Annotated in this window: 18 protein-coding genes, 9 tRNA genes and 1 riboswitch; of the genes, 5 read left to right on the plus strand and 22 right to left on the minus strand. The window is 45.5% G+C overall.

The window, feature by feature from the left end:
* Positions 1–145 precede the first annotated feature (145 nt).
* Both helD and V5G21_RS01185 read right to left on the minus strand, forming a co-directional pair.
* Positions 146–2,446 carry an RNA polymerase recycling motor HelD gene (gene helD / locus V5G21_RS01180; protein WP_338465162.1) on the minus strand — a complete coding sequence of 767 codons (2,301 nt, stop codon included), beginning with the start codon at positions 2,444–2,446 and terminating at the stop codon, positions 146–148.
* Positions 2,447–2,529: 83 nt separating this feature from the next.
* Entirely contained in the window at positions 2,530–3,363 is an 834-nt protein-coding gene (locus V5G21_RS01185) for a lipoate--protein ligase family protein (protein WP_011247334.1), read from the minus strand.
* Positions 3,364–3,539: 176 nt separating this feature from the next.
* Between V5G21_RS01185 and V5G21_RS01190 the strand changes: the two genes are divergently transcribed.
* Positions 3,540–3,923, plus strand: a complete 384-nt coding sequence (locus V5G21_RS01190; protein ID WP_011247335.1) for a rhodanese-like domain-containing protein — start codon at positions 3,540–3,542, stop codon at positions 3,921–3,923.
* Positions 3,924–3,982: 59 nt separating this feature from the next.
* On the opposite strand, the gene gcvPB is transcribed toward V5G21_RS01190, so the two are convergent.
* Genes gcvPB through gcvT form a run of 3 tightly spaced genes read right to left on the minus strand, consistent with a single transcriptional unit; the run spans position 3,983 to position 7,916 of the window.
* Entirely contained in the window at positions 3,983–5,458 is a 1,476-nt protein-coding gene (gene gcvPB, locus V5G21_RS01195) for an aminomethyl-transferring glycine dehydrogenase subunit GcvPB (RefSeq protein WP_095235957.1), read from the minus strand.
* The gene (gcvPA, locus tag V5G21_RS01200; RefSeq protein WP_095235968.1) at positions 5,455–6,777 is read right to left on the minus strand and encodes an aminomethyl-transferring glycine dehydrogenase subunit GcvPA; all 1,323 of its coding nucleotides are present in this window, start codon (positions 6,775–6,777) and stop codon (positions 5,455–5,457) included. The genes gcvPB and gcvPA overlap by 4 nt, the downstream gene beginning before the upstream one ends.
* 35 nt (positions 6,778–6,812) lie before the next feature.
* A complete protein-coding gene (gene gcvT / locus V5G21_RS01205; RefSeq protein ID WP_095235958.1) occupies positions 6,813–7,916 on the minus strand; it encodes a glycine cleavage system aminomethyltransferase GcvT in 1,104 nt (367 codons plus the stop codon).
* A gap of 179 nt (positions 7,917–8,095) precedes the next feature.
* A riboswitch (glycine riboswitch) is annotated at positions 8,096–8,189 on the minus strand.
* Positions 8,190–8,350: 161 nt separating this feature from the next.
* Between gcvT and V5G21_RS01210 the strand changes: the two genes are divergently transcribed.
* Positions 8,351–10,030, plus strand: a complete 1,680-nt coding sequence (locus V5G21_RS01210; protein WP_338465163.1) for a DEAD/DEAH box helicase — start codon at positions 8,351–8,353, stop codon at positions 10,028–10,030.
* Positions 10,017–10,814: a YqhG family protein gene (locus V5G21_RS01215; protein WP_011247340.1), complete on the plus strand. Its 798-nt coding sequence runs from the start codon at positions 10,017–10,019 to the stop codon at positions 10,812–10,814. Before V5G21_RS01210 ends, V5G21_RS01215 begins: the two co-directional genes overlap by 14 nt.
* A gap of 63 nt (positions 10,815–10,877) precedes the next feature.
* Here the strand turns inward: V5G21_RS01215 and V5G21_RS01220 are convergent, their stop codons facing one another.
* Positions 10,878–11,063, minus strand: coding sequence for a DUF2759 family protein (locus V5G21_RS01220; protein WP_011247341.1), 186 nt, complete (start codon positions 11,061–11,063; stop codon positions 10,878–10,880).
* Between the two features lie 139 nt (positions 11,064–11,202).
* On the opposite strand from V5G21_RS01220, the gene V5G21_RS01225 reads away from it, so the two are divergent.
* Positions 11,203–11,832 (plus strand): MBL fold metallo-hydrolase, encoded by a 630-nt coding sequence (locus V5G21_RS01225; RefSeq protein WP_011247342.1) that lies wholly within the window; start codon positions 11,203–11,205, stop codon positions 11,830–11,832.
* A gap of 45 nt (positions 11,833–11,877) precedes the next feature.
* On the opposite strand, the gene V5G21_RS01230 is transcribed toward V5G21_RS01225, so the two are convergent.
* The 7 genes from V5G21_RS01230 to comGC form a co-directional block, all read right to left on the minus strand.
* Positions 11,878–12,120, minus strand: coding sequence for a DUF2626 domain-containing protein (locus tag V5G21_RS01230; protein WP_011247343.1), 243 nt, complete (start codon positions 12,118–12,120; stop codon positions 11,878–11,880).
* Between the two features lie 286 nt (positions 12,121–12,406).
* Positions 12,407–12,601: a YqzE family protein gene (locus V5G21_RS01235; protein WP_011247344.1), complete on the minus strand. Its 195-nt coding sequence runs from the start codon at positions 12,599–12,601 to the stop codon at positions 12,407–12,409.
* A gap of 52 nt (positions 12,602–12,653) precedes the next feature.
* Positions 12,654–13,031, minus strand: a complete 378-nt coding sequence (locus V5G21_RS01240; protein WP_035201666.1) for a competence type IV pilus minor pilin ComGG — start codon at positions 13,029–13,031, stop codon at positions 12,654–12,656.
* Positions 13,003–13,449, minus strand: a complete 447-nt coding sequence (locus V5G21_RS01245; protein ID WP_338465165.1) for a competence type IV pilus minor pilin ComGF — start codon at positions 13,447–13,449, stop codon at positions 13,003–13,005. The genes V5G21_RS01240 and V5G21_RS01245 overlap by 29 nt, the downstream gene beginning before the upstream one ends.
* Positions 13,427–13,690: a hypothetical protein gene (locus tag V5G21_RS01250; protein WP_035201667.1), complete on the minus strand. Its 264-nt coding sequence runs from the start codon at positions 13,688–13,690 to the stop codon at positions 13,427–13,429. The genes V5G21_RS01245 and V5G21_RS01250 overlap by 23 nt, the downstream gene beginning before the upstream one ends.
* Positions 13,691–13,703: 13 nt before the next feature.
* Complete coding sequence (comGD, locus tag V5G21_RS01255) at positions 13,704–14,144, minus strand: competence type IV pilus minor pilin ComGD (protein ID WP_161797016.1); 441 nt, start codon at positions 14,142–14,144, stop codon at positions 13,704–13,706.
* The gene (comGC, locus tag V5G21_RS01260; protein ID WP_011247348.1) at positions 14,122–14,436 is read right to left on the minus strand and encodes a competence type IV pilus major pilin ComGC; all 315 of its coding nucleotides are present in this window, start codon (positions 14,434–14,436) and stop codon (positions 14,122–14,124) included. Before comGC ends, comGD begins: the two co-directional genes overlap by 23 nt.
* Positions 14,437–14,626: 190 nt before the next feature.
* Here comGC and yidD point away from each other — a divergent pair, with 190 nt between their 5' ends.
* Positions 14,627–14,869 (plus strand): membrane protein insertion efficiency factor YidD, encoded by a 243-nt coding sequence (gene yidD / locus V5G21_RS01265; protein WP_011247349.1) that lies wholly within the window; start codon positions 14,627–14,629, stop codon positions 14,867–14,869.
* 25 nt (positions 14,870–14,894) lie between these two features.
* Here the strand turns inward: yidD and V5G21_RS01270 are convergent.
* From V5G21_RS01270 to V5G21_RS01310, 9 genes are all read right to left on the minus strand, one after another.
* Positions 14,895–14,978, minus strand: a tRNA-Leu gene (locus tag V5G21_RS01270).
* A gap of 26 nt (positions 14,979–15,004) precedes the next feature.
* Positions 15,005–15,095, minus strand: a tRNA-Ser gene (locus V5G21_RS01275).
* 34 nt (positions 15,096–15,129) lie between these two features.
* Positions 15,130–15,203, minus strand: a tRNA-Ile gene (locus V5G21_RS01280).
* Between the two features lie 15 nt (positions 15,204–15,218).
* Positions 15,219–15,289, minus strand: a tRNA-Gly gene (locus V5G21_RS01285).
* 339 nt (positions 15,290–15,628) lie between these two features.
* A tRNA-Gly gene (locus tag V5G21_RS01290) sits at positions 15,629–15,700 on the minus strand.
* Positions 15,701–15,703: 3 nt separating this feature from the next.
* Positions 15,704–15,778, minus strand: a tRNA-Gln gene (locus tag V5G21_RS01295).
* 5 nt (positions 15,779–15,783) lie between these two features.
* Positions 15,784–15,860 (minus strand) — tRNA-Met (locus tag V5G21_RS01300).
* A gap of 283 nt (positions 15,861–16,143) precedes the next feature.
* Positions 16,144–16,236 (minus strand) — tRNA-Ser (locus tag V5G21_RS01305).
* A 7-nt stretch (positions 16,237–16,243) separates the two neighbouring features.
* Positions 16,244–16,316, minus strand: a tRNA-Ala gene (locus tag V5G21_RS01310).
* Positions 16,317–16,416 lie beyond the last annotated feature (100 nt).

A 16,416-nucleotide genomic window follows, 5' to 3' on the forward strand; every position in this document is an offset into this window, starting at 1 on the left:
AAACCGTCAGCTGATAGAAAACGCTTGTCAGACGAGGAATGCAGGCGAGGGAAGATGTGAATAGAACAAGTGTTCATGAACATATGACCGAGACAAATGACGAAGTATGCGAGCGTTTGTCTACAGGCTGAAACAAGCGCTTCCGTTAGGAGAGCGCTTGTTTTTCTTCATAAAGATGGGACGGGATCGGCTTCAGCCATGGCGACCATTCGCCTGCGGCAAAAACGGTTAAGTGGTCCATCGCCCGTGTGCATGCTGTGTAAAGGTGGTACCGTTCTTGGGAAGAAGCATAATGGCTTGCAGACGCATCAAATACGCCGACTGCATCAAATTCAATTCCTTTCGCCAAGTAAACAGGCAAAACGACTGCTCCTTCTTTGTATTCATGATGGTCTTTGGCCACAAGCTGAATGTCGAGCCATTCGCTCAGTTGGGCATGGACATCGTTTGCTTCTTTCGCCGTTTTGACGATTACGGCAACCGTCCTGTAGCCTCTCTCTCCCATTTGTTCGACCCATTCTTTAACAGGCTTTATTAAAGCTTGGCGGCTTGTTCCCTTCACTAAAACAGGCACATCACCTGGCCGTTCAAACGGGATAATCTCCTCTGGATTCGGCAGCATCTCCCGAGCAAAACGAATAATGGCTTCAGTAGAACGGTAGCTTTTATAGAACGCCATGTATTTGACATCAGCCTCGTCGCCACCGATTAAGCCTGTTTGGTTTGGTCCGTGGAAATAAAGCGTCTGGCTGACGTCGCCGACAATTGTAAAATGGGCGGCTGGATAGAGCATTTGCATATAGACGAGCTGAAAATGAGTGTAATCCTGTGCTTCATCAATGAAGACGTGTTTAATGGACCGGTCTACTTGTAACCCTTTAATACGGTCCTGTAAATAGAGAAAAGGCGTTGCATCTTCATAAGGCATCCGCTTTTTACTAATTTCACTGCTAGACCATAAGGCAACAGCAGCAAACCCCTCCGTATCCCGATGGCAATCATCAAACAAAAATTGTTCGTATAGCTTTTCACTATCGATAAAAGCCAGCGCTTTTATCCGCTTTTTCAATGGCTCAAACGCCTCGCGCACCAGTTGTTTAGCAATGAGTTGTTCTTGTCTTTCCTGGGTACCGAACCCCTCTTCGTTTGCAGTTGCCTTTTCTACTTCCCAGTGCGTTCGCAGCAGTGTTTCATTGTCTAACAGCTCACGGGCTTTTTCGACCCATGCTTCAGAACGTTCTTTCCCTTCTTGTTTGGCGATCTCTTTTAGCAACCATTCCCCAGTGAGCCTAAGCCGATTTTGCAAAGGAATGCCGTGGTCCAAGCAATAAAAATACGTTTCAATATCTTCTTTTGGTATCAGTGTCTTTTTGCGAAAACGGATGTCTTTAAAGAATAGTCCCCCTTCTTTCAGCTTTTCAATAAAAGCATCCAGTTTTTCTTTAAATGCACGTCCTGATTTTACAGCAATGCTTCTCATTCGCGTTCGGTACAACTCGCCTTTAGCTGCGCCTAGTATATATTCAAGGTGGGCAAATCCGTCTTCTACTTCATACACACGCCCAAGTCGCTTATAAAGGTAACCACGAAACGTCAATTGCTTCATATTTTCTTCGCCTAACTCAGGAAGAACAGTCGACACATAACTGGAAAACAACTCATTCGGCGAAAACAAAACAAGTTGGTTTGCTTCGATGTGAGAACGATGGCGAAAAAGCAAATAAGCAGCACGCTGCATCGCCACAGACGTTTTTCCGCTGCCTGCTACTCCTTGTATAACCAAATACCGGCTTTTTTCATCACGTATGGCTTGGTTTTGTTCTTTTTGAATCGTGGAAACAATCGTTTTCATATAACGGGAAGCGCCTTCGCTAAGAGATTCCTTTAAACGTTCGTCACCAATCGCAAGCGATGTATCAAACATGGCTTTTAACTCGCCACGGCGAAACACATATTGCCGCTTGTTCTCTAACACCCCTTTGACCGTACCCGCTGGCGCCGTATAGGTAACAGGGCCAATTTCTGAGTCATAATAGACGCTAGAAATCGGGGCACGCCAGTCATAAATGAGAAAATCGCTATCGTTTTCATCCATTAGCGAGGCGAGGCCAATGTAAATCGGTTCCGCCTGATCTTCGCCTTCGATCTTTAAATCTATTCGGCCAAAGTAGGGAGAATCAGCTAACCGTCGCAACGTCCGCATTTGTTTTTTAATTAGTGCGCCACTACGTTCCCGTTCATGTAAAAGTTCGGCTTGTTGTTTAATGCTGGAAATCGTTTCTTGAATCTCGTGGCTATTGGAAAAGTTGACGGTGACATGATCCCAAAACGTTTCCTTCAATTCCATTTCATCGCCCGCTACGCCTTCCAATTGTTCACGGAGCATCGCTTGTTTTGTCCTGATAAATGCATGTATATAAGCGGCGCGTTCTTTTTCGTATTGCAAAGCAACACGTCCTTTCCACAGGGCTTTCAAAAAGAGTCAACGTTTATCTTAGCATAGCGCGATTCAGCCATTCAAGTAGCGAATTAACGGCGGAAATTCCATTCATCGCTCTCATAACGGCTTTTCGCTAACAATTGGACTTCCTTTTCTTCCGATTCACTTAACTGATAAGGGACCAATTGAATGCCTAGGCCTTTCTCGAACCCTTGTTTAAACGCTCGGCTTGCCTCGTCTAATGTGACAGGTTCCTTTCTAAGGGCGTTAATCGCAACGGCTTTTTGCGAAAAAGCGCGTTGCATCCTCTCCCTCAACCGGTCGCTTCGATACTGGAATAAATCAAACAATTTCTCTTCGTCGATATCTAGTAGAATCGAACCATGCTGTAATATCACGCCTTTTTGCCGCGTTTGCGCACTCCCGGCGATTTTTTTCCCTTCCACGACTAATTCATAATAGGACGGGGCGTCAAAACAAACGGCAGACCTTGGCTTTTTTAATGCTTCACGCTCTTTTTCGCTATCAGGAACAGCAAAATAAGCATTGAGGCCCAATGCTTTAAATCCTTCAAGCAACCCTGTGGAAATGACGCGGTATGCTTCGGTAACTGTCTTTGGCATAGCTGGATGGGCTTCTGACACAATCACGCTATAGGTTAACTCATGTTCATGCAACACGCCGCGCCCTCCTGTAGGGCGGCGCACAAAGCCGAGCTGTTTTTCTCTAACAGCTTCCATTCGGATTTCTTTGGCGACACGCTGAAAATAACCAATTGACAACGTCGCAGGTTCCCAGCCATAAAAACGAATAGTCGGGGGGATTTTTCCTTCGCTGTGCCAATTCAACAACGCCTCGTCTAGGGCCATATTATAAGCAGGCCCTTGTTTTTTTGAATCAATAAAGCGCCATACTTCACTCATAAAATCGCTTCCTTTTCCTAGTGTCTGCTACATTCCTCTATTAGTTTACCAAACTAAGGAATTCTCCGTAAGCATAAAAGCCACTTCTCCTGCCTGCTACAATTATTGAAAAAAAGGAGACCCACGCTTATAATAATGATAGTCGATATTGCAAAAGGAGAATCTAGCCTCATATTATGGATGCACAAACAATCATTCTTATTGTCCTCACAGTTGTGCTCATCGTTTTTATTGCATCTCGTTTTTACAAACCGAAGTATTTGAAGACATTGAGCCAAGACGAATTTATTAAAGGCTACCGCAAAGCACAGCTAATTGACGTGCGGGAAACACGGGAATATGAGGGGGGCCATATTTTAGGAGCGCGCAATATTCCGCTCTCACAAATGCGGCAGCGGTTAAGCGAAATCCGCCAAGACCAGCCCGTCTATCTGTATTGCCAATCAGGCACACGAAGCAAACAAGCGGCAAAATTGCTGCGGAAAAAGCGGGGCGTCCAAGACATTTCTTATTTAAAAGGCGGCTTCCGCAACTGGACAGGCAAAGTCAAAAAGAAATAATGAACCACTTGTTTTGAAAAAAGCAGCCAGGCCCCTTGTGCCTCGGCTGCTTTCTCATTTTAAACCGTTTCTTTTTTCATTTCATAGCGCAAAATCGGTTTGCGCGCTGCAAGTGTTTCGTCTAAGCGCTTAATGACCGTATGGTGTGGCGCTTCTTGGACAAGTTCTGGCGATTCCTCTGCTTCTTTGGCAATTTGAATCATCGCTTCAATAAACTCATCCAGCGTCTCTTTTGATTCCGTTTCAGTTGGCTCAATCATCATACATTCTTCGACGTTAAGCGGAAAATAGATAGTAGGCGGATGATAGCCAAAATCAAGAAGCCGCTTCGCTATATCAAGCGTCCGTACGCCAAGTTTCTTCTGGCGTTTGCCCGATAGAACAAATTCATGTTTACAATGTTGTGCATACGGCAAATCATAATAGGATTCTAGCCGGCGCATCATATAATTGGCATTTAACACAGCGTTTTCAGAGACTTGCCGCAATCCGTCTGGACCCATTGTGCGAATATACGTGTAGGCGCGCAAGTTAATGCCATAATTCCCGTAATACGGTTTTACACGGCCAATTGATTGTGGCCGATCAGCATCAAAGCGGAAAAAGCCGTTATCGTTGACTAACACTGGCTTAGGCAAAAAGGGAACCAACTCTTTTTTGACGCCCACTGGTCCTGAGCCTGGACCGCCGCCCCCATGTGGGCCTGTAAACGTCTTATGCAAATTCAAGTGGACTACATCAAAACCCATATCCCCTGGTCTAGCGATGCCCAGTATCGCATTGGAGTTGGCTCCATCATAGTACAGCTTTCCTCCTGCACGATGAATGATATCAGCCATTTCCTGTATGTCTGCTTCAAACAAGCCAAGCGTATTCGGATTGGTCAGCATAAGGGCAGCCGTTTCCTCGTTGACCACTTCACGTAAATGGTCTAAATCGACAAGCCCTGCTTCATTGGTACGTACTGTCACTGATTCAAAGCCAGCAACAGTCGCCGAGGCTGGGTTCGTCCCATGGGCCGAATCAGGAACGACCACTTTCGTACGCTTCTTATCGCCATTCGCCTCATGATAAGCGCGGATCATCATTAACCCTGTCCATTCACCATGGGCTCCTGCAGCTGGTTGCAATGTCACTTCATCCATGCCTGTAATTTCCGCAAGTGCGGTTTGCAACGAATAGAGCATCTTCAGCGATCCTTGTACTTGCTCCTCCGGCTGGTAAGGATGGACATGCACCAAACCAGGCAAACGGGCAATGTCTTCATTGATTTTCGGATTGTACTTCATGGTGCACGAACCAAGTGGGTAAAAACCAGAGTCAACGCCATGGTTCCGTTTTGATAAAGCGGTGTAATGGCGCATAATTTGCAACTCAGACACTTCAGGCAGCTCAGGCTCTTCCTCACGTACATATGCTTCAGGGAGCAGCGATTCAAGCGGCTGCTCTTCAATATCCAAGTTAGGCAAACTATGGCCAACGCGTCCTTGTTTGCTTAATTCAAAAATCAATGCAACATCTTTTGCTTGTGTCATACGAGCGCCCCCATTTCGTTCGCGAAGAGATCCAACTCTTCTTTTGTGCGCAGTTCTGTCACGCAAACGAGCATTTGCCCGTTCCGTTCTGGCTCGACACTGCCGAGATCAAAACCACCGATCATGCCTTTTTCCAGCAATTGGCGATTTACGTCTTTGACAGGCTGGCCGCAGTTGATGACAAATTCATTAAATGTGGGCCCGTCGCCTACTACGTCAATACCTGCAAGACTAAGCTGCTTTTTTAAATAAGCGCTTTTTTGGACATTTTGTTTTGCCATTTCTTTCACACCTTGCTTGCCAAGGGCAGTCATCGCCACAGATGCAGCCAATGCATTAAGCGCCTGGTTCGAGCAAATATTAGAGGTTGCTTTCTCACGGCGAATATGCTGTTCACGGGCTTGTAACGTCAGAACAAAACCTCTCCGCCCTTCTTCGTCGACGGTTTGCCCTACGAGCCTTCCAGGGATTTTACGCATTAATTTTTTCGTTGTCGCAAAATAGCCGCAATGAGGTCCGCCAAATTGAACCGGAATCCCAAACGGTTGTGCATCGCCAACGACAATGTCCGCCCCAAAGTCGCCAGGAGGCTTTAAGACACCAAGGGCAAGCGGGTTGCTGGAAACAACAAATTGAGCTTTGCCTTGATGGACAATTTCCTCGATTTCAGCAAGAGGTTCAAGGCTGCCATAAAAGTTAGGGTGTTGGACAATGACACAAGCAACCTCTTCATTGTAAGCCGCCTTTAATGACTCGATATCAGTCACATTCGCATTAGCGTCAATTTCAATGACATTCAAACGTTGCCCGTACGCATTCGTTTTCAAAACCGCCCGTGCCTCTGGATGGACAGCTTTTGAAACAAGAATCGTCTTCTTTTTTGTATGCCCACACGATAACATCGCTGCTTCAGCAAGTGCAGTAGGCCCGTCATACATAGAAGAGTTGGCAATATCCATGCCAGTTAGTTCGCAAATCATTGTTTGAAATTCAAAAATGGCTTGCAACTCACCTTGGGAAATTTCCGGTTGATACGGTGTATAAGCTGTATAAAATTCAGACCTAGAAATCACATGGTCAACAATCGACGGGATATAATGCTCGTAAACGCCTGCCCCTAAAAAGGACGTGTACGTTTTAATCGATTGGTTTTCATCAGCAAGCTTTTGAAAATGAGCGATTAATTCTGGCTCTTTCAACGCTGCCTCTATAGCAAGTTGGCCTTTAAAACGGGTCGACTCTGGAATATCGGCAAACAACGCCTCAATCGAATCAACGCCGATTGTAGCAAGCATTTCTTTTTTATCTTCCTCTGTCATCGGCAAATAGCGGTGTGTATTCACAGTTACCCCTCCTATTTCGTACGCTTGTAAAACGGCGTTTTTACGACTCGAGCACGGAGGCGTTTGCCTCGTACTTCTACTTCAAGTTCCGTGTCAATAGCTGCCCCATCAGCTTTGGCAAGTACGAGACCGACATTTTTGCCAAGCGTTGGCGATTGCGTGCCGCTCGTGACAAAGCCGACGTCCTGCCCTTGATAAAAGACACGGTACCCAGTCCTTGGAATTCCCCGATCCACCATTTCAATTCCGACTAGCTTGCGGCTCGGCCCTTGTTCTTTTTGCTTTTTAAGCGCTTGTTGGCCAATAAAAGCAGCCTGTTTATCAGTCTTAACTGCGAAACCGATGCCAGCTTCAATGGGGCTAATGTCTTTTGTCAGCTCTTGCCCGTATAATGGCAACCGCGCTTCAAAACGCAACGTATCACGGGCTCCTAACCCACATGGCAGAAGGCCAAACGGTTCGCCCGCTGCTAAAATCGCCCGCCAAAGTTCAGCCGCATCGCCTGCTTTTACGTAAAGCTCGAAGCCATCTTCGCCTGTGTAGCCTGTCCTGGAAGCTAATACAGGGATCGCTGCGAACATAACGTTCTCTTTAAAGCGGAACGGGCGAATCTCAGACAGAGGCTCATCCGTCAACGTCTGCAAAACCGCTAATGCTTTTGGACCTTGGACAGCTAGCAAAGCTGTTTCATTAGAAATGTCGGTAAGGGTCACTTGCCCCGATACATGGGCGCGAATCCATTCAATATCTGATTGAATGTTGGCCGCATTGAGCACAAGCAAATACGCATTTTCATTGCGGCGGTAAACAATTAAATCATCAACCGTCCCCCCTGATTCCGTACACATTGCATTGTATTGGGCTTGGTTATCTTGCAATTTCGACAAGTCGTTCGTTACTAGTGCTTGCAAACTGTTTAACGCATCGGGCCCTTCCACAAGCAATTCGCCCATATGGGAAACATCAAAAAGCCCAGCAGCGTTTCGAACGGCGTGATGCTCTTTTTTAATTCCTGAAAAGAAAACGGGCAATTCCCAGCCGCCGAAGTCAACCGTTTTCGCTCCTGCCTGACCGTAAAGTTCATAAAGCGGTGTTCGTAACAGCTTAGTCTCCATAAAGAACCCTCCTCGATTTTTAAACCATGCCATTGAGTCATATAAGTCCCCTCAATAGACGAAAAAAGGACACGGCAAACACAAGCTGTGTATGCCCTGTCCTTGAACCAGAAAGTTTCCCTCGGCCAAAAGCCGAATTGTCTTCGTAGGTGGCTTATAAAAAGCGCTCTCCAGAGATGCGTCAAGTAAAAGTCTTCTTTGCCTGAGAGATTCGCAAAATGCTTGCTCCTTCGGCGCTGGGCGTAAATGCCCAGTCTCTCCCTTTACCATCATCCGCTTTATTCAGTTGCGTTTGCCGAATCAAATGATTGGAATATGTACATACTAAACAGACGACATGTTCACTTCTTATCCTAACAACCGATCGTCCGTTTCGCAACAGATTTTTTGAAAAATGCGGCGGCAATTTCCAAGAAATAAAGGATGTGACCGACTTGGATATTAACATTAACTTTGATGATAGTTGGAATGTTCGGTTCTTACAACGTTTGGCCGACGACGGGCCATGGTCTAACTTTGAAACGTTCAAACTCGCATATGAAGCAGAACAACACGAGCAAATCCCCGACTTTCAAGGATTGCTTGCGCCCCGTTATTTGCCGGCTTTACAACCTTACGAGCACCAGCTTGAAGCCGCGCAAACCGTGATCGAAAAAATGAATGGCAAAGCGATTCTCGCAGACGAAGTTGGACTAGGCAAAACAATTGAAGCGGGTCTAATTTTAAAAGAGTATATGATTCGCGGCCTAGTCAAAAAAGCGCTTATTTTAGTGCCAGCATCACTCGTGTCACAATGGGCGATCGAGCTAAACAGCAAATTTTACATTCCTGCGATTCCGCAAAAAAAAGCATATGTGTGGGAGCAATGCGACGTGGTCGTCGCCTCGATTGACACAGCAAAACGCCAGCCACACCGTGAGATTGTGCTCGCCCAGCCATACGATATGGTCATTATCGATGAAGCCCATAAACTAAAAAACCCGAAAACAAAAAACTACGAGTTTATCCGTTTGTTGAAAAAGAAGTTTTGCCTGCTGTTAACAGCAACGCCTGTACAAAACAAGCTGGAGGAAATTTTTAATTTAGTGTCTTTATTAAAGCCCGGCCACCTTGGCAATATCGAGAGCTTTAAACAGCAATACCGAGCCAATAACCGTTCCGCAAAAAATGATGAACAGCTCCGTGCCCTCATACAAAAAGTAATGGTTCGCAACCGTCGTGAGGAAACAGGGATTGAATGGACCAAACGAGTCGTTAATACAGTGCCGATTACATTTAGCCAAAGTGAACGGAACTTTTATGAAAAGCTTGAATCGTTACACGGCACGATCAACCATTTTACGTTGCTTACGTTAAAGCGAGAATTATGTTCTAGCCGCGAAGCGGTCTTTGTTACGCTGAAAAACATGATTGATAAATACGAACAAGAGGAAAAAGAGACAGGGGCGATTGTCGAATTGCTCAACGAAGCGACTGCAGTTGATGGCCACGCCAAGGCCGAAAAAGCACTCGAATTGATTCAAAAAATTGATGACAAAGTCATCATTTTTACCGAATACCGCGCCACCCAACTGTACTTGCAATGGTTTTTAAAACAACATGGCATTACAAGCGTGCCCTTTCGCGGTGGGTTCAAACGCGGCAAAAAAGATTGGATGCGGGAGCTATTCCAAAAACATGCACAAGTGCTGATCGCCACTGAGGCAGGAGGAGAAGGAATCAACCTTCAATTTTGCCACCATATTATCAACTATGACTTGCCTTGGAATCCTATGCGTGTCGAACAGCGAATTGGCCGTTTGCATCGCCTCGGTCAAGAGCATGATGTCCGCATCTATAATTTTGCTGTCCAACATACAGTTGAGCAACATATTCTTGAGCTGCTTTACGAGAAAATCCATTTGTTTGAGTCTGTGATCGGTGAATTAGATGACATTCTAGCAAGAATTGATCTACCTGAAATAGAAGAGTATGTGCAATCCGTCATGGCCCAGTCTACTTCAGATGGCGAAATGAAAATTAAATTTGATCACTTAGCTGCGATTATGACGGACGCACAAGAAGAACTCCGCGCTGAAAAAGGAAAGGAGGACGATGGCCATGAGACCGCCTGATATCCATCAATACTTGCGCCGTTACTTTCTTGCAAATGACAGTCCCATTCTAGAAGAATCGCCAAGTCACCTGAAAGTCCAGCTCTCGGTTGAGCTGGATAAAGAGCTGATGAACCGCCCTTTTTACTGGCATTATTTAGAAAAGACTGGTGGTGTGCCAAATCCGATGACGTTAACACTCATTACGGACAACAACCGCTGTCCAGAAGGCATTAAAGGCGAACCGGTTCATTTTGGTTCAGTCCGGTTAGCACAAATTTTCCAATCAGCCAAGAAACTTGGCGCATTCGTCCGTATGTATGAACAAAAACAGCCTGTAGGACAAAGCTCACACCCTTTACATCCGTGGCTTTGCATGAATGCCAACGTAGCGTTTCAATGCGACCGCAAAAAAGATGTTTTGCTTTCGCTTGGCTTAAACCTCATCCATGGACAAATTGTGCCACAGTTTTTTGAAAGGCTTGAGTCTCTAACACTCACACCAAAAATCCCAGATTATTGTTTTACATTATCACCAATGATTCGGGTCGAGTCAGGAATGAAGCGCCTGCAAAAAATGATTCGTACGTTTGCTGAGCAAGAACCAAAGGATTGGGCGAAATCGGCAATGGAGCGGTGGGAAAGCGATGATGCATTGCTTGAAGCTTTTTATGAGCAAGAAGAAGACAAACCAGAAAGCTATGTCGCTGAAAAACAAGCGTTAAAAGAATTATATGAGCCGAGAATCAAAGTTTCTCTCGTCAATGGCGGCATCTTTTATTTACATCAGCAAATGTTCCATTAATCATATACATGCTAGAAGCCCATTACCGAATAGGACGGAAATGGGCTTCTGTTTTGTACGTTCTTATTCGAGAGGTACGCCGGTGCCTTGAAAAATAATCGCGTACAATGTTGCAATTGAAAAAAATCCAAATACGATAACAGCCACGCCACTAAAGCCAGCAGCAAAGAAATTTTTCCTTTTTACGCTCACAATTCCGCCAAAGACAGACAGAATGGCGATTAAGAGAAACAAGATGGCTAAAACCATAGCGAAAGCCTCCATTTTACTAGTATGTATGGTCGTTCTTATTGTACCCGTTTTCATGCCATTTGTCGAGTCGCCTTCCTTGCAGAATCACGTTTTTACGATGTATCGTAGAACATAAAGAAACCATTAGGAGGCAGACATGTATACACAAATCCCCCTTGGCCCTTTACAAACAAATGCCTATGTCCTCTACAACGAGAAAAAAGAGGCTGTACTGTTTGACCCAGGCGGCGACGGAGCTGCATTTGTCAACTGGATACGCGAACAAAAATTAACACCACAGGCGATTTTGCTTACACATGCCCATTTTGACCACATTGGCGCACTAGAAGAAGTCAGACAAGCATTTGCCTGTCCTGTCTATCTGCATGAAGCAGAAAAACAATGGCTGTTAGACCCTTTGAAAAATGGTTCAGCTCGAATGGGAAGACAGCCGATTAAAACAAAGCCTGCAGATCACTTGCTCAAGGATGAAGGCACGCTGAAAGTCGGTTCTTTTTCTTTCAAGCTTTTTCATACGCCTGGCCATTCTCCTGGGAGCGTATCTTACTATGTTGCCGATGAAAACATTGTCTTTTCTGGCGATGCCCTCTTTCAACAAGGAATTGGCCGAACCGACCTTTTCGGCGGCAACCACGAATTATTAGTGCAAAGCATACACAACAAACTGCTAACACTCCCAGAAGAAACCATCGTCGCTTCTGGACATGGGCCGTTGACAACGATAGGCCAAGAAATGGACCACAATCCGTTTCTGAACGGCTATTAAAACAGCTGCTTTACCATGTAAAGCAGCTGTTTTTGCATATGTAGGTTAATGTCCGAAACTTGGAACAAGGATAAACACGGAATAATACGTGAAGCCAACAAAAAATAACGTGCAATAGCCAGCAAAAATATAAACATATACCCTCTCAGACAGCCCTAGGTAGCCTAGCGCAATCAAAATGACGGTTTGCGCAAAAAACAGCAAAGCCATTTCATTCATATGCCCAATATAAAATAATACCGCAAATATGCCCGTCCAAAATCCTAAAACCCGAAACATGCGATCCATGCTCTTTGCCCTCCTTCTTTAAGCGATCATCTCTTTCATTATATACGCTAAGCCGATTTTTTGTAAATGCTTTCTTAAAAGGAAGCACACGCTAAAGCCTCAGACTGTAGACAAACGCTTGCATCCTTCAATGCTCCCTTCGCTCAGATGCTTTGAGACTGGCGTTCCATGCGCAAGATAACCACTGCTCCTGACTTCCTGTTCTATTCGCATCTTCACTCCGTTTGGCATCTCAGCTGACAAGCGCTTTCTATCAGTCTGAGTGATATTATCGACACCTTAAACGCTAACTGCGCCTTCCTTCTTTCAATCGACGCCTGGTGATTGAAACAGCCATCGGCAACACGCCAAATGCCCAATTAGAAAGTGGTTGTTTTTCCGCCTTTCGTTTGCTGCGCTCCTCTTGCCGTATAGCTTTTGGTTTTTCCATTCGCTTCACCGCTTCCTGTGTCGCAAACTTCAACAAATCCTGGAATGTCATTTGCTTCACCTCACTGTTTAGTGTAACCAGTTTGTTCGCCATTCAGACAAAATTACAGCCCTTCTTCATATGAAACCATTTCCCAATCGGCATTGACAGCCAAACGCGCTTTTCTTGTAGCACCATTCTTCAAAGTTGCTTCAAGCTCATAAACGCTCTTGTCCTCCTTAGCCTGCTGCACAATCGACACCGTCCCCATTGGATAGTGCTTGTCTTCAGTTTCATCTCCCTCGCTTGCCAGAATATCCAAAACCGCCAATTGCAGGGCATTTTCCAATTCAAGCAATTGGAGCTGTTGTTCATAAAAGAGGCGCTCCCGTTCATAATGGAACAATTGATAAGAAAAATAGCCGCCCAGTACAAGGAATGTCAACAATGTCAGCGGCAAAATAGCGCCTCGTTCATTTTTTATGAAAATTGAAAGCCACATCCTTTGCCGTCCAAAACGAACGTGTAGTCGTTTTCCCATTTTCAAAAGTAATCAAACAGCTTAAGCCATAACCAGCTTTCTCGCAGCCAAACCGTTCAACTGCTTCTGCCATTATGACCACCCCCTTGCCGTCTCGAAAACGTTGGATCCGTTTTTGTGGCCGCCACTCATAACTAACAGCTGACCCATCCTTATAAATCAACAAGGCGTCGTCCTTCCAAGTGATGAGTTCAGCTTCTTTTGCTTCTTTAGTTACATGGTTTAAAAAAGGCTGTGCGTCAAACGGTTCACCAGGATCGCTGTAACCGGCTAGCTGCAATAGCGACGGCAAGCAAAATACAACAACTGATAGCACAAGCAAGCCAATTATATGCTCGATTAATGTAAAACCGCCCTCATTTTTTAAGCGTGTATACACAAAGCTGGCTGTTTGCCTTCACCACACTTTCCTCGCAATACATCAAAATATTGTCATAGGCCGTACCTTGCCAGTCTTGGCTGCCCTGTTGGAAATAGTAATGATGGCGCTTTTCCTCAAGAGCAACAAGCATCGTCATCTCATCAGCTAATTTGTTTCGCGCGTCATAGACCCACGCGTAAAGGGGCACCAGAAACGCAGTGGCCAAAGCCAATAAGCCTAAGCCAATTAACGCTTCCATTAACACAAAGCCCTTACAATTCCCGATAAGACACACGCCCCTTTCCGATCTGAAGGCTGAACCTAGCTGTAACATGTGAAGTCGCTACATTCCAAGAACCGGATCTTTGCGGATGGCCGTTTTCCAAAAAAACAACATCGTTAATAGACATAGTCACCGTTTCCATTTCGAGTACAAGTGGATAACGGAACGTGCTATGCTCTTTTTTGTCAGCAAACACCACTAACCGGTCTTCTTCAAAGGATACCGTTACCTTTTTTCCTTCTGTCATCGCAATATGCTGAGCAAGAACAAGGTCTTCCCGGAGTTTGGCAATGGCTGCTTTTTCTTCATTAATCGGTTCGTTTTCGGAAATATAAACAATAGGAAGGAGAAGCAATACAGACAGAAGCAAGATCGTGAGGAGTAATTCAATAAACGTAAAGCCATCATCAGCCCGAAACGATGATAACATTTTTTCCATCTAAGCGGAGTGTTTTTCCTGAAGCACAAGTTACTTGGTCAACATACCCTTCTTGAACAAGAGTATCAAGGGAGCGAGGCAATTGCCCATGTTCAACTTCATAAGCGGACACTTGTGTCTGAACGAGTTTTCGTGTAGCATCACAACTTTTGTCCCCAGCCAAGTCTGTATTTTTTGTCATATTCGGCAAGGCAATTAAAAGGAGAACAGATATAATCATCAACACAACAAGCATTTCAATCAACGTAAACCCTTTTTCATCTTTAAGTCGTTTTATCCTCACTCACACCTTTCTATTAGGAATTTACCAATAAACGCGCCCCTCCTTTCGCTTCCGGTTATCGATACAATTAGACACAGCAAGCGAAAATCCTGCATCACAAAACGACTAAATTTTTGTCCATTCCCAATAGCTGTTTCTGCCCGCTATTTTTTGCTATACTTTAAGCATATAGAATGAAAGGAAGTTACAAATGCGCAAGCTCCTCATTCAAATCATCCGTCTTTACCAACGGTTTATTTCACCGCTTACCCCGCCATCCTGCCGCTTCTATCCAACTTGCTCTGCCTATGGAATTGAAGCAATCGAAACACACGGGGCCATTAAAGGGAGCTACCTTGCCATAAAACGAATTTTAAAATGCCATCCTTTTCATCCAGGTGGCGTTGATCCCGTCCCTGAGTGCCAACATACCAAACACAAAAAAACTCCTTAAGCCGTTGCTTAAAGAGTTTTTGAAATGCGGGTGAAGGGACTTGAACCCCCACGTCCGTTAGGACACTAGAGCCTGATTCTAGCGCGTCTGCCAATTCCGCCACACCCGCATACCAAAGCTCAGTTGTAGCATAAATGGCGGAGAAGGAGGGATTTGAACCCTCGCGCCGCTTACGCGACCTACTCCCTTAGCAGGGGAGCCCCTTCAGCCACTTGGGTACTTCTCCTATTCAAAGCGCCCAACCTATTTCCGTAAGGTGATGGGCCTGAGTGGACTTGAACCACCGACCTCACGCTTATCAGGCGTGCGCTCTAACCAGCTGAGCTACAGGCCCTTACTAAACAGGAAAAGCGGGTGATGAGAATCGAACTCACATCATCAGCTTGGAAGGCTGAGGTTTTACCACTAAACTACACCCGCATATATTAATAACTACTGTCCTCATTTTTGAAGCACCGAACAACATGCCTCTTCCTCTGCTCGCTTATTCAAGCGATGTGAATGCGTCGAGGCAACTCGGAGATTACTCATGGATGTTTCGCTCGTGGCTGAGGTTTTACCACTAAACTACACCCGCATATATTAATAACTACTGTCCTCATTTTTAAAGCACCGAACAACATGCCTCTTCCTCCGCTCGCTTATTCAAGCGATGTGAATGCGTCGAGGCAACTCGGAGATTACTCACGGATGTTTCGCTCGTGGCTGAGGTTTTACCACTAAACTACACCCGCCTATCATTGATTTTGCAATAAAAAAAGCGGAAGACGGGATTCGAACCCGCGACCCCCACCTTGGCAAGGTGATGTTCTACCACTGAACTACTTCCGCATATGGCTGGGCTACCTGGATTCGAACCAGGGAATCACGGAATCAAAATCCGTTGCCTTACCGCTTGGCTATAGCCCATTATTTGGTTGCGGGGGACGGATTTGAACCGCCGACCTTCGGGTTATGAGCCCGACGAGCTACCAGACTGCTCCACCCCGCGTCGCTACTAATGAATATGAGATTTACTGTGCTATTGTTTGTAAGAGGATAACTGTCTCTTCCTCTGCTTGCTTATTCGGGGATGTTTGGTGCGTCGAGACAACTCACTTCGTTCGTTGCTCCACCCCGCGCTGTTATTAAATAAATGAAATTTTGCTGTGCTATTGTTTGAAAGAGGATGACTGTCTCTTCCTCTGCTTGCTCATTCAGGGATGTTTGGTGCGTCGAGACAACTCGCTGCGCTCGTTGCTCCACCCCGCGTTGTTAAGAATAAATCAAAAGAATGGCGGAGGAAGAGGGATTCGAACCCCCGCGCGGTGTAACCCGCCTGTCGGTTTTCAAGACCGATCCCTTCAGCCGGACTTGGGTATTCCTCCGTAAAAGTGGAGCCTAGCGGGATCGAACCGCTGACCTCCTGCGTGCAAAGCAGGCGCTCTCCCAGCTGAGCTAAGGCCCCGAAAATGAAAGATTATGTAATGCCGCTTGTCTATCACCTCAGCGACATTTAATAATATACCATAGGAGCAGACATTGCGCAAGGACTTTTTTAAAAAAGT

The organism is Shouchella rhizosphaerae (genome assembly GCF_036700015.1).
Lineage (GTDB): Bacteria > Bacillota > Bacilli > Bacillales > Bacillaceae_D > Shouchella > Shouchella rhizosphaerae.

Excerpts from the sequence above, each read along its gene's own strand:
- comGD (WP_161797016.1), bottom strand. The coding sequence starts at position 14,144 with ATGTTATCATCGTTTCGGGCTGATGATGGCTTTACGTTTATTGAATTA.
- V5G21_RS01220 (WP_011247341.1), bottom strand. The coding sequence starts at position 11,063 with ATGGTTTTAGCCATCTTGTTTCTCTTAATCGCCATTCTGTCTGTCTTT.
- V5G21_RS01185 (WP_011247334.1), bottom strand. The coding sequence starts at position 3,363 with ATGAGTGAAGTATGGCGCTTTATTGATTCAAAAAAACAAGGGCCTGCT.
- V5G21_RS01190 (WP_011247335.1), top strand. The coding sequence starts at position 3,540 with ATGGATGCACAAACAATCATTCTTATTGTCCTCACAGTTGTGCTCATC.
- gcvT (WP_095235958.1), bottom strand. The coding sequence starts at position 7,916 with ATGGAGACTAAGCTGTTACGAACACCGCTTTATGAACTTTACGGTCAG.
- V5G21_RS01225 (WP_011247342.1), top strand. The coding sequence starts at position 11,203 with ATGTATACACAAATCCCCCTTGGCCCTTTACAAACAAATGCCTATGTC.
- yidD (WP_011247349.1), top strand. The coding sequence starts at position 14,627 with ATGCGCAAGCTCCTCATTCAAATCATCCGTCTTTACCAACGGTTTATT.
- V5G21_RS01215 (WP_011247340.1), top strand. The coding sequence starts at position 10,017 with ATGAGACCGCCTGATATCCATCAATACTTGCGCCGTTACTTTCTTGCA.
- V5G21_RS01235 (WP_011247344.1), bottom strand. The coding sequence starts at position 12,601 with ATGACATTCCAGGATTTGTTGAAGTTTGCGACACAGGAAGCGGTGAAG.
- V5G21_RS01250 (WP_035201667.1), bottom strand. The coding sequence starts at position 13,690 with ATGGAAGCGTTAATTGGCTTAGGCTTATTGGCTTTGGCCACTGCGTTT.
- V5G21_RS01240 (WP_035201666.1), bottom strand. The coding sequence starts at position 13,031 with ATGTGGCTTTCAATTTTCATAAAAAATGAACGAGGCGCTATTTTGCCG.
- gcvPA (WP_095235968.1), bottom strand. The coding sequence starts at position 6,777 with ATGACAGAGGAAGATAAAAAAGAAATGCTTGCTACAATCGGCGTTGAT.
- gcvPB (WP_095235957.1), bottom strand. The coding sequence starts at position 5,458 with ATGACACAAGCAAAAGATGTTGCATTGATTTTTGAATTAAGCAAACAA.
- V5G21_RS01230 (WP_011247343.1), bottom strand. The coding sequence starts at position 12,120 with ATGGATCGCATGTTTCGGGTTTTAGGATTTTGGACGGGCATATTTGCG.